General features: G+C 66.2%; 10 protein-coding genes and 1 pseudogene. 4 read left to right on the top strand and 7 right to left on the bottom strand.

The features are described from left to right. Positions 1 to 433, bottom strand: a 433-nt coding sequence (locus RKP46_RS08025) for a hypothetical protein (protein ID WP_311106164.1), incomplete at its 3' end; no start/stop codon positions are given. Positions 434 to 849: 416 nt separating this feature from the next. Here RKP46_RS08025 and RKP46_RS08020 point away from each other — a divergent pair. After that, positions 850 to 2,019, top strand: coding sequence for an SGNH/GDSL hydrolase family protein (locus tag RKP46_RS08020; RefSeq protein WP_311106163.1), 1,170 nt, complete (start codon positions 850 to 852; stop codon positions 2,017 to 2,019). A 59-nt stretch (positions 2,020 to 2,078) separates the two neighbouring features. Here the strand turns inward: RKP46_RS08020 and RKP46_RS08015 are convergent. From RKP46_RS08015 to can, 6 genes and pseudogenes are all read right to left on the bottom strand, one after another. Further along, positions 2,079 to 2,538: pseudogene (locus tag RKP46_RS08015) on the bottom strand (ISAs1 family transposase); the annotation flags it as partial. A gap of 88 nt (positions 2,539 to 2,626) precedes the next feature. Continuing rightward, positions 2,627 to 5,674, bottom strand: coding sequence for a response regulator (locus tag RKP46_RS08010; RefSeq protein ID WP_311106162.1), 3,048 nt, complete (start codon positions 5,672 to 5,674; stop codon positions 2,627 to 2,629). Continuing rightward, complete coding sequence (locus RKP46_RS08005; protein WP_311106161.1) at positions 5,671 to 6,939, bottom strand: ABC transporter substrate-binding protein; 1,269 nt, start codon at positions 6,937 to 6,939, stop codon at positions 5,671 to 5,673. Before RKP46_RS08005 ends, RKP46_RS08010 begins: the two co-directional genes overlap by 4 nt. A gap of 718 nt (positions 6,940 to 7,657) precedes the next feature. Beyond that, complete coding sequence (locus tag RKP46_RS08000; RefSeq protein ID WP_311106160.1) at positions 7,658 to 8,386, bottom strand: DUF3782 domain-containing protein; 729 nt, start codon at positions 8,384 to 8,386, stop codon at positions 7,658 to 7,660. A gap of 308 nt (positions 8,387 to 8,694) precedes the next feature. Further along, positions 8,695 to 9,339, bottom strand: a complete 645-nt coding sequence (locus RKP46_RS07995; RefSeq protein ID WP_311106159.1) for a histidine phosphatase family protein — start codon at positions 9,337 to 9,339, stop codon at positions 8,695 to 8,697. Between the two features lie 73 nt (positions 9,340 to 9,412). After that, on the bottom strand, positions 9,413 to 10,075 hold the full coding sequence (can, locus tag RKP46_RS07990; RefSeq protein ID WP_311106158.1) for a carbonate dehydratase: 663 nt from the start codon (positions 10,073 to 10,075) through the stop codon (positions 9,413 to 9,415). 347 nt (positions 10,076 to 10,422) lie between these two features. On the opposite strand from can, the gene RKP46_RS07985 reads away from it, so the two are divergent. The 3 genes from RKP46_RS07985 (at position 10,423) to RKP46_RS07975 (ending at position 13,633) form a co-directional block, all read left to right on the top strand. Next, positions 10,423 to 10,917, top strand: coding sequence for a MarR family transcriptional regulator (locus RKP46_RS07985; protein WP_311106157.1), 495 nt, complete (start codon positions 10,423 to 10,425; stop codon positions 10,915 to 10,917). 403 nt (positions 10,918 to 11,320) lie between these two features. Next, positions 11,321 to 12,871: a CHAD domain-containing protein gene (locus RKP46_RS07980; protein WP_311106156.1), complete on the top strand. Its 1,551-nt coding sequence runs from the start codon at positions 11,321 to 11,323 to the stop codon at positions 12,869 to 12,871. A 27-nt stretch (positions 12,872 to 12,898) separates the two neighbouring features. After that, a complete protein-coding gene (locus RKP46_RS07975; protein WP_311106155.1) occupies positions 12,899 to 13,633 on the top strand; it encodes a hypothetical protein in 735 nt (244 codons plus the stop codon). Positions 13,634 to 13,675: the final 42 nt, after the last annotated feature.

Below are 13,675 nucleotides of genomic sequence, written 5' to 3'. Positions count from 1 at the left end.
ACGCACATCGTGCCCTTCTTCCTGCAGGAACAAACCATAGCGCTACCGTCTGCTGTCGGGTTGTGGGAAAGGGTAAGAACGCCAGCAGGGCGCGCGCGTCGCCGGCCCTCAGGCCGTTGCGTATTTCGCGCGAAGCGCTGAGCGTGTCGGCCGTCATGCTCAGAGCGGCTGCCTGGCTGGCCACGTCGGTGCGGAACTCGTGCAGCACCGCTCCGCCTCTTGCCGTCGCCTCCTGGACCAGGTGTTCCTGTTCCTGCTGCCAGAGCAGGAAACCTGCGCCGAAGAAGGTGCCCAGTACGATACTGGCAAGCGGCAGCAGAACGCGCGGCAAGGCGCGCCATTTCGAGTCGGCGGAAGCTTCGCTTTCGCCGACTCGCAAGCCGCGCTCGGAAGGCAAAGCGGCTAGTGCTTCGAGCCGTACGACGCTATCCATGGGGATCGCCCGAAGCGCCTCCAGGGATCGGCAAGCCGGCAAGCTTGCGGGCGGCGCCACGCCATCCGACGCAAATCAAGGTCATCTCCATTGGCCGCCACGTGCGCGCAGCTTCATTTCCTTTCTACGGCTGGGCGCCCGCTGCGCAACACAGCCGTCAGAACAAGTATAGGTCAGGTTAGGCCAACGCAGTGTCAAACTCGCTGTCCGCGCTGGCCACTCGTTGTCGGCGTAGGTGCGCACACCTGTCGACATTTTTTACACGTGAACTTGCCAGCGTCCTGCGTACAGCCAACGAAAGCGTGTAAAAGTAGTCTATTAGCCGCGGCACAGGTGAGCGGAATATTTCTTGCTTCAGCTTACCGCCGCCGGTCGACCAGGGAGCAGGCGGTATCCCAACCAGAGGAGATCAATAGATGCTTGCCAAACTGTACAGACGGGCGCTCGGCGCGTCCTTGATTTGCGCCATCGGTTTCTCCGGTCAAGTGCACGCGGGCTACACTGATGTCGTGTTCTTCGGCGACAGCCTGTCCGACACCGGAAACGTGTTGTCATTGACCAGGGCGGTTGGCGCGCCGCTGTTTCCAAACTTTACAGGCTCGCCTGGGCGCTTCTCGAACGGGCCGGTATGGACCGAACATCTGGCTGAGGGACTCGGTCTGGCCGACAGCGCGCGAGCGACGCAGCGCATCCTGACTTCAACGGGCGTCGTCTCGCTGGCGCAGCCCGGCGAGGCGGTCGGCAGCAACTATGCATTCGGCGGAGCGCGTACCGGCCTGGGTGGCAGCGCGGGAGCGACGACCGGTCTGCTTGGGCAGCTTGTCGCCTGGAACGGCTCGGCCTTCGTCAACTCGCTCACCCGTGCGGCGGATCGCGATGCCTTGTACGTCGTCATTGCCGGCGCCAACGACTTGCGCGATGTGCGCAGCGCGAACTTCGGAACGACGCCGGCCGACAGCGCGGCGCGCGCCGCGGCGGCGGACAGCGTGGCACAAGGCATCAGCACCGCGGTGGCCTTGCTTGCGCAGGCCGGGGCACGCCATTTCCTGCTCTCCAGCCTGCCTGATCTGGGCAAGACGCCCGAGGCTGCGGCGCTCGACGGGGCGCCGGGCGGCGCTGGCAAGAAAGCCGCGTCGACCGAGGTGACCCTGGATTTCAACGCCGCCCTGGCCAGCAAGGCAGCGGGCGTCGATGCCTTGTTCAACACCAGCTTCGGGATCGACCTCGACATCAAGCTGATGGATCTTTACGGCTTGAACGAAGCGATGGTCAACGACGCGCGTACGAACGGCGGCGCCACCTACGGCATCAGCAACGTCGATACGCCGTGCATCAACCCGGTGGCGCCAGGCTTCTACTTCGTTCCCGGTTCCACCGCCGGCAACAACTGCAGCGTCTCCGCCTTTTCCGACGACCTGCATCCATCGGCTACCGCCCATCGGCAAATCGGTCGGCTTGCCCTAGCGACGGTACCCGAACCCGCTTCGCTGCCCCTCGCGCTAGGTGGCCTGCTGCTCCTGACGCTGAGCCGGGCGGCCGCCAGCCGCCTCGCTTTCCGGCGCAAGCCGGACATCGGGCGCGACTGAGAACGGCAAGGCGGCCTGGCGCGGCGCGCACCGCGCCAGGCCGGCGGGCGGCCTGGCTTGTCCTTGACTGGCAGGATATGGTCGGCACCGCGGTCGCGCATGACTTGCGCAATGTTTGGCTGAGTGCCCATGGCGTCGATTGTGACGATGCAGCCTTCCAGGGCCAAGCTCACCAATAATTCAGGAATGGCGGTCTTCTCGTTCGACTTCGCGGCGGCCGCGCGCTGTCCCAGGACCAACCCCGCTTGAGCGGCAGACGCGCTGACCAGATGTAAGGGCGTGACCTCCACTTTGCCGGATCGACGGCTTCGTCTTACCATCGATCGCGACGACCTTCCCTTGCGCCAACGGCGGTACGACCTGGCCCACCCAGCGCAGGAACGCCGCACCAGACTCGTCCGGAGCAGTCGCTGCGAAGACCCGTCCGAAGGTGTCATGACACGGAATACCCGACTCAAGCTTCAAGTATTTCCGCAGCCACTCCACTTTCTCCTTCGCCCACTCCTCGATGGCCACGAACCTAAGATGTGGCCTGGCCAGTGGCCCCGCGAGAGCGCGCCTGGGCGCGTGGTGCGCAGGCGCTTGCCAGTCCTGAGCCGGCTGTCGACTACGCTTGGCTCTGCTCGCCGCTGTCCTCGGCGGATGACGGCAGTCCGGGCGCTTTCGGGACGAGGAGCGAGCATGCAGCCGGCGTTGCTTGGAGGGCTCGTTCGCACCAGTCGAGCAAGTGCTCGTAGCGCATTTCCTGCGCTTCGCGCGCCAGCCAGGCGGTCAGTTCGGAATCGAGCGCGGCGATCGACTCGATGATTTCGGCGGTGCGCTGTGTGTCGAGACAGAGGACGGCGTCGCGCAGGCTTTCCTTCAACTCTGCTGGCAGGTCGAAAAGGCGGGTGGCGGGCGTCAGCGAGCTCGTCGAGGTCACCGAGGCTGGCCGTGCGGGTGCGCCGCCCTCGGCGTACACGTAGGCGATGCCCAGATGCTGTGCCATCACTTCGAGCAGTTCGTCGGGAACGAAGGGCTTGCTGAGGAAGCCGTCGCAGCCGGCAGCCAGGATCTCTTCGCGTTGTCCGTCGAAGGCGCAGGCGGTGATCGCCAGGATGATCGTGCGCCGCTCGCCCTCCGCGGCGCGTATCTGGCGCGTCACCGCGTGTCCGTCGAGGCCGGGCATCTGGATGTCGAGCCAGATCAGGTCGGGCTGCCATTCGCGCCAGCAGCGCAGTGCTTGCTCGCCGTCGGCGGCGGCCTCGACCGCGAAGCCGAGCGGCGCGAGCAACTGGACGAGCAGCGTGCGGTTCGACTGGTGATCGTCCACGACGAGTATCCGCGGGGCTTGCTGTCCGGCCGCCAGCCCGACGATGACGCGCCGGCCGTGCGCTGAGCCTGCGTCGGCACCGGCTTCCAGGTCGAGATCGAAGGAGAAGCGGCTGCCCCGGCCGGGTTCGCTGTCGAGCGTGATGTCGCCGCCGAGCAGGCGGACGTACTGCCGACTGATCGCCAGCCCCAGCCCGGTGCCTTCCTGCGCGAGCATCCCGGAGTGCGTTTGTGCGAAGGCCTGGAAGATGTGTTGGCACTCGTCGGGCGCGATTCCCGGGCCGCTGTCGACGACGGTGAAGCGTAGCCGGCAACGCCAGGCGCCGGCTAACGGGTTGGCCGCTGCCGCTTCGGCCGGCGCTGCCGGGGGTCCCGCCGCGTTCGGTGCATCGGCTGCTTTCAGCGGTTGTGGTGGCTGCGGTGGGTCCGGCGCACGGCTGACGGAGAGTGCGACGTGGCCGCGCTCGGTGAATTTCACGGCATTGCCGAGCAGGTTGATGAGGACCTGGCGCAGCTTGGCCGTGTCGGTACGCACGTAGCGCGGCGTATCGTCGTGGCGCACGACGTCGAGCGCGAGAGCTTTCTGCGTCGCGCGCTGGCGGAAGAGTTCGTGCACGGCGATCAGCAGCGCGTCGAGATCGCAGTCGTCCAGGTTGCAGCTTGCCTTGCCGGCTTCGATCTTGGACAGGTCGAGCACTTCGTTGATCAGCGCGAGCAGGTGCTCGCCGCCGTGATGGATGGCGTCGAGCCGTTCGCAATGGCTGGGCGTGAGCGCCGCGCGACCGCTGCGCGCGTCGCGCCGCATCAGTTCGGCAAAGCCGATGATGGCGTTGAGCGGCGTGCGCAGCTCGTGGCTCATGTTGGCCAGGAAGACGCTTTTTGCCTTGTTCGCCGCCTCGGCCAGTTCCTTGGCGGCGGAGAGTTCGGCGGTGCGCTCGGCGACGCGCAGTTCGAGTTCCTGGTTCAGTCGGCGTAGCGCCGCCTCGGCGTCCTTGCGCGCGGTGATGTCGCGGAAGGTTGCGGCGAAGTGGCGCTCGCCTTCCAGTTCGATGGCGCTGACCGAGTAGTCCATCGGGAAGACGTTGCCGTTGCTGCGGCGGCCACGGATCTCGCCGGTGGCGCCGGATTCACCCATTTCGTTCTGAAGCCGCATGGCCAGCGCGGCGCGGTCGTTTTCGGCGACCAGACCGAGCACCGGTTGGCCGATCCAGGTGTCGGCGCGGCTGCCGAAGATGCGCTCGGCGGCCGGGCTGAAGCTTTCGATGTGGCCCGCGCCATCGAGCGTGACGATGGCGTCGGGCACGCTGTTGACAACGGTCCGGAAGCGCTTTTCCTGTGTCGCGCGCTCGCGTTCGGCGGCCTGCTGCAGGCGCTCCATCATGGCGTTGAAGGCCTCGTCGAGGGCCGCGATCTCGCCGCTGCCGCCGCTGTCGAAACGCCGCTCATAGGACGCGGCAGTGACCACTCGCCGGGTGGCCTGGGCGAGCCTGCGCAAGGGGCGCAGCAGGCGGCGTGCAGCCAATGCGCTGGCGACGGCGGTCAGCCCGGTGAGCGCGACACCGAGCCAGAGGTAGCGGATCTGCAGCGCGCTGATCGCCTCGTCGATCGCGCCGCGGTCGACGCGCGTGCGCACCGCCAGCTCGAGGACATTCAGCGGCGCGCTGAGGCGCAGCGGCACGAGGATCTGATCGGCGCGCAAGAGCACGCTTTCCGCCTGTCCGGCTTCGGCGTCCTGCACGATCTCGATCTGGCGGGTGGCTACCCGGCTGATCAGGATGTCCTCGATCGGCACGTCGACGACGGCCACGCCTTCCACCGCCTGCGTCGGCGGAAAAACGACCGGCCAGGCGAGCACCAGCCCGGCCGGCCGGCCTGGCGTGGCACTTCCCGGCGGCGCGTTCGGGCGCAGGCGCAGGCGGGCGGCAGCGCGGCCGCTGTCGATCACCGAGGCGAGCCAGGCGCGCTCTTCGGAGGGCTGTTGGGCGAGCCGTGCCGAGCTGTGTACGATCTGGCCCGAGAAGTCGGTCAGTGCGATCACCGCGTTTTTCGTGTCGGCCGGGACCGAGGCGCGCAAGAGCGGCAGCAGGTAGGCTTCGCGACCGGCGCTGTCGAGCAGCGCGTTGGTGACGATCGGGTTGGTCGCCACCGATTCGGCGGTATCGTGCAGGCGCCGCAGGCGCTCTTCGAGGCGCACCGCGGCAAGCTGCGCGGTATCGATCTCGGCGCGCAGCAGCAGTTCGGTGGTCTTGTCGCGCATGGCGACGAACGACACCAGGCCGACCACGATCAACAGCGCGATGGTGATCGTGGCAACGGCCAGCGCCGTGCGCGGGACGAGTGTCATCGCGGCCTGGACAGCGGCGGATGGCGCGATGCGCCGGCGCCGTCCGCCGGCACCAGCACGCCATCGGCGCGGAAGCGGGTGAACACGATCTGCGCCAGGCTGGCGGCCTCATGGCGTCCGGGCTCGAAGGGGCGCGCGTAGCGGCGCATCAGGCCATCGTAGTTGCGCACGTTCTCCAGCGCGTCGCGCACCTTGCTGCGTTCGGCGCTGCCGGCGAGGTCGATGGCGCGGGCCAGAATGTGCATCAGGTCGTACGCGTTGGCGAAACCGACTGGGCCGTCGTAGTCCTTGTAGAGGTCGATGCCGTAGGCCTTGCGCGCTTTGGCGACGATCGCTTCGGCTTTGCTCGGCGGGAGGCGGAAGAGGCTGAAGCTCTGCGCGGCGCACAGATCGATGCGTTTGAGCACGGCGCTGTGGGCGTCGAACAGACGCCAGCCAACGACGCCGCCGCCGTGCGCCAGGAGTGGGAGAACCGGCGGCGCGCCATTGACCGCCAGGTGCTCGCCGATCTCGCGCAACAGCGGCCCGAGTTCCCGGCCGGTCATCACGAGGATGATCGCCTGCGCGCCAGCCTGCTGCAGACGGTCGTACTTGTCGATCAGGCCGGTCGTGCCGGCATTGTGCCAGTCGATGCCGACCACCTTCATGTCGGGCATCTTCTTCAGATGGCGCTCGAAGGCGCTCATGTTGCTGCGGCCCCAGCCACTGTTGGCGACCATCAGGCCGATTCGCTTGTAACCGTGTTCGCGCGCTCGGCTCAGCATGGCGAGGGCCGAGAGGTCGTCGTGAATGCCGATGCGGAAGGCATAGTTGGGCTGGCGGCCGTTGGCGATCAGTTCGTCGGCCGATGACCAGGGCAACAGCAGATTGATCCTGGCTTCGTGCGCTACGCCTAGCGATTCGAGCATGACCGTGCTGAAGGCGCCGCCGAAGACGGCCACCACCTCGGGCATCGCAGCAAAGTCCTGCATGTTGGCTTTGCCGCGCGCCGGGTTGGCGCGGTTATCCTTGACCACGAGTTCGATGCGCCGCCCGCCGAGCACGCCGCCGGCCGCGTTGATCTCGTCGATCGCCATGTCGAGGCCGTACTTGATGGCTTCCGAGGTGATCGTGCCGGTCGCGCCGAAGGCTCCGTCGAAGCCGACCTGTACTGGCGGGCGGGTGTCGGCGGCGAGGGCAGGCGAACTGCGCAAAACCAGTGTGACGAGCAACATGGCGGCGAGCAGCAAGAGCGCACGGAGGACGGCGATGGATCCAGTTTTCATCAGTTCATCTTAGTTCAACGGGTGGTGCTTGGCGGCGCGGTGCGTCGGACGAGCGCCCCGGAAGCTCGTCCAGGGTAGGCTTGTTCAACTCATCAGTCTTTGTTCTGTGCGACATTTCGGCAGCCATCAAGGGCGCTCCTCGTTGCCGAACGCGCGAGGTCGGCCGGGGCGGGACGTTCACCTGGCGCCGGATCAAGGTAGTCACGCCATCAAGCAGGCGGCAAGTCGGGCCAGCGCCGTCGATCCGTCCTCCTGATCCCGCCCTGCGGCCAGAGCGGCAAGCGAGGTTCAAGTTCTTGTTGCGCCCTACGTTCCTACTTATCGGGATGATGTGTGCGGAACTTTACGTCGGGTTTGGCGAGCGATTTCGCCATGGCCTGGACGGCAGCCGCACTCGCTGATTGCGCTGCATCAGGCGGCCGACGACAGGCTCTGCGTGTCGCGCATCAGCGCGTTGCCGTGCGGCTGGTTCGGCGGTGCACTCTGGCACTCGGCTCAGCCACCCGAGATGGCACTGGTAGTCGGGTTGACAAGGATGCAGGACTGGCCATCCCGGCCGCGCTGAACCCCGCGCAGTGCGGGTCAGCGAGGGGGTGAGGTCGGCGGCAAATCGCCGGCGGGCGGCATGCCGGGCCAGGAATGGAATGACCGAGCATGTTCGCGATCCTGTTTTCCCGGCGCTTCGCTTGCCAATTCAAGCCGGTTTGCCGGCGCGCGCTTACAAAGCCTCGACTTCGATCGAATCACCATAGGTTTCGATCCCCAACGACTCCGCCAGCTTGTACGCCCGCGCATCGATCATCGGGGAAATGACGATCAGGCGATTTGCCGTGCGCTGGTGCCGCCGCTCGTAGAAGCGTGCCTTGCGCTCGAAACTGTACATCCCAGCCTTGTCGATCGACGATTTGAGTTCGCAGATTACCAACAAGCCATTCCTGATGATGACATCGAGCTCGACCTGATCAGGCCGTCCGAACACCTCGCCCTGGTCGTCGTACTCGTTAACGTTGATCACACGCACGCCGAAGCTCTGCTCGAGAATTCCCGCCAGCGCGTCGCGGAACGCTTTCTCGGACTGGCTGCCCCAGCGTGCGCCCAGCGCGCCGATGGAGCGATCAACCTTCTTCGCCTGGGCCATGATTTCTTCGTGTAGCCGCCGCAGTTCCTGCTGGTTCGCGTCCCACTTGTCGCGTTGTTCGTCCCACCGGCGATTCTGCTCTTCCCGCTCAGCCTTCAGTTGGGCATGAATCGCGTCCCATTTGCGACTCTGCTCCTCCCGGTCATGCCTCAGCTCAGCCAGGATTTCGTGGAATCGATCATGCGTTTCTGCCCGGTCGGCGTATTCTCCGCGGGTCAGTTCGAGGATAAAGGAGCGCAAGTCCGGATCAGCCCGCAATAAGGCCGGCAGTTCCCGCCGAATGGCTTCCTTCAGGGTGTCCGTATTCATCCTGGTATTTCATTTGTTTCCAAGGGGTCTGCATGACCAGCGCCCGGCAGGACGCTTGCTCGCGCACACTTGACATTGGTCAATTATGCCAGAGCAGTGCGTCAAGGTGCGGGCTACGTTTGGGTAGCAGGGATGCAGTGGGCCGACGGATCTCTGCTTCGCTGAGCGAGTCTCTTCAGCCGGTGGTCCGCAAGGGATGGCGAGCTTGGTGGGCTCTGGCGCGGCGCGCGGCCACCGGGTCGGCGCAGTCTCAGTCGCACGCGCGGTGCGGCGGCCTTGTCCGAGCGCCGCTTCAGCGCGGCGGAGGCTCAGGTGTGCGGGAGGCTGGTGGCTGCTACGGCGGAATAATGCGCGATGTCGTTCAGCAGGCACAAGCGCGCGTGCCGTTCGGGCGCGAACTCGATGATGTTCAGGGCGGCCGGGCTTTGTTCCAGGCGCTCGCGATAGCCGCGCGGGTCCAGGCCGAGCAGGCTGCTGATCAGCAGCCGGTTGCTTCCCTTGTGCGAGACGACCAGGACTGTGCGTTGGCGATGTCGTTCGACGATGGCGCGGATGGCCGGCAACAGGCGGTTGAGTACGTTGACGCCGGATTCTCCGCCCTGCGGCGCGACGACCAGGGGATCGTTTTGCCAGCGGGCGTATTCGGCTGGGAAGCGCGTCTCGACCAGGGCGCGCGGCAGCCCCTCCCAGTGGCCGTAGTCGATCTCGCGCAGCGCCGGTTCGGTGATCGGCGCCAAGGCGTGCGGCTGCGCCAGCGTATGCGCGGTTTCCAGCGTGCGCTTGAGCGGGCTGGCATAGACGGCGGCGAAAGTCTCGCGTTTCAGCCGCTCGGCCAGGCGTGCGACCTGGCGGCAGCCTTCGTCGGAAAGCGGCACGTCGGAGGAACCGGCGAAGTAGTCGTCGGTGGTGAGATCGGTGGCGCCGTGGCGCACCAGGTAGATTCTCGTCGGCATTCGAGGGTGTCCTTCGTTCGTTGGCTGGCGCCAGCCTGCCCGCCGGTGGAAACTGCGGCGCGCTGTTCGGCGCTCAGGTGTTCAGATAACGCGCGTGCAGTCTGGCTATTGCCTGCGCGAGCACTTCATCGACGTCGTCGTCACGGCTGAGCGAGCCCTGCAGGTCCTGCAGCAGGCCGTCTTCCAGACCGTAGATCCAGGCGTGCAGGAGCAGCGGCTGCTGGCGCTTCCAGGCATCGCCAACCAGCGTCGTGCGCGCGACATTGCGCACCTGATCAAGCACGTTCAGTTCGCACAGGGCGCGCCAGCGCGCCGTGCTGTCGGGCAGCGCGGCGAGGAAGTCGGCGTGCCGGTCGCGGACATCCTGGATGTGGCGCAGCCAGTTGTCGATCAGCCCCAGCGCTGCGCCTTCGAGCGCGGCGCGCACGCCGCCGCAGCCGTAGTGACCGCAGACGATGATGTGGCCGACCTTGAGCACATCGATCGCGTATTGCATTACCGACAGGCAGTTGAGGTCGGTATGTACGACGACGTTGGCGATGTTGCGATGCACGAAGACCTCGCCCGGCTTCATGCCGGTGATCTGGTTGGCTGGCACGCGGCTGTCCGAGCATCCTATCCACAGGTAGTCGGGGTCCTGCAGGCCGGCCAGTCCGGCAAAGAAGCCGGGGTCGGTGGTGCGCATGTCCTTGGCCCAGCGGGCATTGGCGAGAAACACTTCGGGCAGATATTTCATCGGTTGGTCTCTATTGGTCGGTGGGAGCTCGCGGCGCGTGCTGTACGCGTACGCCAGCGGCCGGGACTGTTCTCGGCCGACATGCTACCAGCCGCCGGTAAAGGCAGTCAAGCAAATATAAGCAAGCTTACGAACTGTGCGGGCCGAGTTGGCGGAAGCGGCGTCGTGCCGGCGGCGGGCTTCCCGGGCTGCCGCCGCACGCGCCCACGGGGGCGCCTGTGCACCGCTTCCGGCGGCTTGCGCTGGCCGCCGGGGTGCTCGCCGCGTACGGGTGAAACTGGGATAATCGCCGGCCAGTTACGGCGCCAGCGGGCGTCAATCTCTTGCTCGTCACTGAGGCCGCATCGATGATCATCAATGACTCCCAGCGTGGCGCGGGCTTTCTCCTGACCGAATCGGCGCGCCTGTTGCGCAAGCTGGTCGACCGAAGACTGCAGCCGCTCGGCCTGACACGTGCGCAATGGGCGGTGCTGGCCATCCTGTCGCAACAGGAAGGCTTGTCGCAGTCGCAGATATCGGCCCGCCTCGAGATCGAGAAGTCGACCGCCGGCCGGCTGATCGATCAGGTCGAGAAGAGCGGCTGGATCGAGCGCCGTCCGATTGCTGGCGACCGGCGTGTCTGGGGAATCCATCTGACCGAGCAGGCGCGCCACCTGCTGGTGGAAGTCGAGACGGTCGTCCTGCGCAGTCGCAACGAAATGCTGCACGGACTGGCGCCAGAGCAGCAGGCGCACTTGTGCGAACTCCTGCAGACGATCAAGGCGAGCCTTGCCGCTGCCCTCGAAGTCGACCGCGCGGAGGCGCAGGCGCTGCGTGGCGCGGACGCCGACGCCGGCGCCTGAGTTGCGGCGCCCGCGGCTCCGTTCGGGCAGCGTTGTTGCAGTCAGACTGGGCAGTGCGGGCCCTGGCGCAGTCCAGGGTGTAACGTTGCGGCATCTTGTCAACGCTCTGGATATCGCGCCAAGTCACTGATCTGAAAGTTTTCAGCCCCTTCGTCGAGGTTTTCGACCGGGCTGTGCTGTCCATTTTGTTACACCCGTCCACGCGCCTCGCACGGGCGCGCATGCTGCGCCGCGGCATTGATTTTTCAGCCAGCTTTCCCTCCGCTTTAGGGTGGCACGCTTTGTGCTAAACCACGAGTACACAGCAGCCTGACTCCCGATGACCGGTTTCTACCGAAGTCGGCCCGACCGGGGTCAGTCTGGACCGGCCGTAGCGCCGGGCAGGACTCATAGGAGGCCCTCGATGAACATGAATCTCGACCACGAACTCAATCTTTCGCTGACGCCGGGCGTCGCCGGACGGCTGGCCAAGCATTCGCTGCTGAGCGAAGCCGCACCGACGCGTCAGCGCGTCGTCAGCACGTACTTCGACACGCCCGACCAGCGACTGCGTCGCGAACGCGTTGTCGTCGGGTATCGCAAGAGCGGTTCGGAGTGGCTGTCGTCGGTTCGTCGTTGCGGCCGGCCGCTGCATCGGCAGGCGAAGACAGCCGAGTGGGAAGCCGCTTCCGAGCCCGGCGAACTCGACTTCTCGCATGTCGAAGACGAGTCCCTGCGCGCGTGGCTGGAATCGCTGCGCGACGAGTTGCAGCCCGCGTTCACCACCAGTTTCACGCGCAGCGCCTGGCTGCTCGAACCGCGCGACGGCGTGCGCATCGAATTGTCGCTCGACCGTGGCTGGATTGAAGCTGCCGGCCGCCGCCAGCCGATCTGCGAGGTCGAACTCGACCTCGTTGCCGGTGGGGTCGCCGACCTCTTCTCGACCGCCGGGAAATTGCAGACCGAGCTGCGCTTGCATCCGGAAGCGGCGAACATGATCCAGCGCGGTTATCAGGCGTGCGTCGATGCGCCGCGTCAGGCGGTGAAAGCGCTGCCGATCGCCACCGATGGCCGGATGTCGACGATCAGCGGTTTCCGCACGATCGCCCTGGCCTGCCTGCGCCACCTGCAAAGCAACGAGCAGGGCGTGCGCGAAAGCGACAGCCCGGAGTTCGTGCACCAGGCGCGCGTCGCAATTCGCCGCCTGCGCTCGGCGATCAGAGTCTGGAAGCCGCTGCTGCCGGCCGATTTCGTCGCCGACTTTGACCCGCTCTGGCAGGCGCTGGCGGCTCGGCTTGGCGATACGCGCAACTGGGACGTGTTCAATTCGGAAACGCTGCCGACGATCATCGACCGCTTTCCAGCCAGTCCCGAGGTTGCCCGGCTCGCCGACTATGCGCAGCGGCGCTGCGCGATGCACCGGCAGGCGGCGCGCCAGGCCCTGAGTTCGCTGGATTACTCGCGTCTGCTCCTCGACTTCCCGGCCAGACTGCTCGATCTGCCCGAGGATACGGAGCAGCGCCTGGCCGATTTTGCGCCGCGCTGCCTGCAAAAGCGGGCGAAGCAGGTACGCCGGCTGGCGGCCGAAGCGATGGACGGCGACGCCGCCGCGCGCCACCGTCTGCGCGTCGCCTACAAGCGCCTGCGCTACGCGCTCGAGTTCTTCGCCCCGCTGTTCTCCGGCGAAGCGTTGCGCCAATACCACCTGGCCGCGAGCGAGCTGCAAGAGGTGCTCGGTCGCCTGAATGATTTGTCGGTTGCCGTGCAGTTGATCGATGAGGCGCTGCCCGATGATCAGCGCGGCGACCTGTGCTGCTGGCTCGAACAGCAGAGCGAAGCGCTGCTGCCCGAACTCGGCTGCATGCTCGACGCCTTCCGCCAGCAGGTTGCGCCGTGGAAGCGCACGGCCAGCGCGCAGCTCGACCTTTCCCCAATCGCCACGAGCCCATCCGGCGCCAGCCCGCTCGCGGTCTGATCGACCCCCCAACTTAGGATAAAGACAATGGAAGCACTATTCGAAGCGGTAGAGACACCCGTAGCCGCGACACTGATCGAACGGGATCTGACGAGGCATATCGAGGCGATCGGCGAGCTTACGGCCATTTTTCGCGAAGCCGTGATCAACCATCTGCGCGGTGGACCGGACGGCAACGGCTGGCGCCAGGCGAGACGCTTTGCCGAGCGTTTGCGCGCGATCGAGGATGCGGTAGACCAGATGGAAGTGCGTGAGAAGCTCAGCCCGATGCTCGTTCCGCTGCTTGGCGGCAGCGCGCCTGTTCTGTGTGGTGTGCTGCGCGTGCTGCGCGAGATGCGCCGGCAGGTGACCGGTTTTGCCATCGAATCGGGATTTACCGGCCACGAGCGGCGAGTGCCGGAACACATGGTGCCGATGCTGCAGGAACTGACCGATCAGGTCTGCGCGGCGGTCGACGCGCTGGTCGACACCTGCCGGCCCGTGTTGCTGCGTGGCAGCGCCTGGGCACCGGGCGATACGGCGAACGCCGTCAGCTGGTATGAGAGCCAGGCGGATCGCGTGTCGATGCAACTGCTGCGGACAATCTTCGCCGACGAGGAGTTGTCGCTCGAAGCCAAGCTGCCGCTGGCTCAGGTCGTCGAGGAAATCGACAGCGTCGCCGACTGCGCCGAAGACATCGAGCGCGAGCTTCGCCGGAGACTTCATGAGGACCTCGTGCCTGCGGCGATGTATTCGCGGGGCACGGCGTACGCCGCGCATTGATTGCCGCGTATTGATTTACACCGGGCCCAGGTGAACAAGCCT

Source organism: Accumulibacter sp. (assembly GCF_031732815.1).
Lineage (GTDB): Bacteria > Pseudomonadota > Gammaproteobacteria > Burkholderiales > Rhodocyclaceae > Accumulibacter.
Note: the sequence above shows the minus strand (reverse complement) of the source record. Positions and strands in the feature narration are given on the sequence as shown.

Bases quoted from the DNA above. Each gene is read 5' to 3' on its own strand.
- RKP46_RS08020 (WP_311106163.1), top strand. From the start codon at position 850: ATGCTTGCCAAACTGTACAGACGGGCGCTCGGCGCGTCCTTGATTTGC.
- RKP46_RS08010 (WP_311106162.1), bottom strand. From the start codon at position 5,674: ATGACACTCGTCCCGCGCACGGCGCTGGCCGTTGCCACGATCACCATC.
- RKP46_RS08005 (WP_311106161.1), bottom strand. From the start codon at position 6,939: ATGAAAACTGGATCCATCGCCGTCCTCCGTGCGCTCTTGCTGCTCGCC.
- RKP46_RS08000 (WP_311106160.1), bottom strand. From the start codon at position 8,386: ATGAATACGGACACCCTGAAGGAAGCCATTCGGCGGGAACTGCCGGCC.
- RKP46_RS07995 (WP_311106159.1), bottom strand. From the start codon at position 9,339: ATGCCGACGAGAATCTACCTGGTGCGCCACGGCGCCACCGATCTCACC.
- can (WP_311106158.1), bottom strand. From the start codon at position 10,075: ATGAAATATCTGCCCGAAGTGTTTCTCGCCAATGCCCGCTGGGCCAAG.
- RKP46_RS07985 (WP_311106157.1), top strand. From the start codon at position 10,423: ATGATCATCAATGACTCCCAGCGTGGCGCGGGCTTTCTCCTGACCGAA.
- RKP46_RS07980 (WP_311106156.1), top strand. From the start codon at position 11,321: ATGAACATGAATCTCGACCACGAACTCAATCTTTCGCTGACGCCGGGC.
- RKP46_RS07975 (WP_311106155.1), top strand. From the start codon at position 12,899: ATGGAAGCACTATTCGAAGCGGTAGAGACACCCGTAGCCGCGACACTG.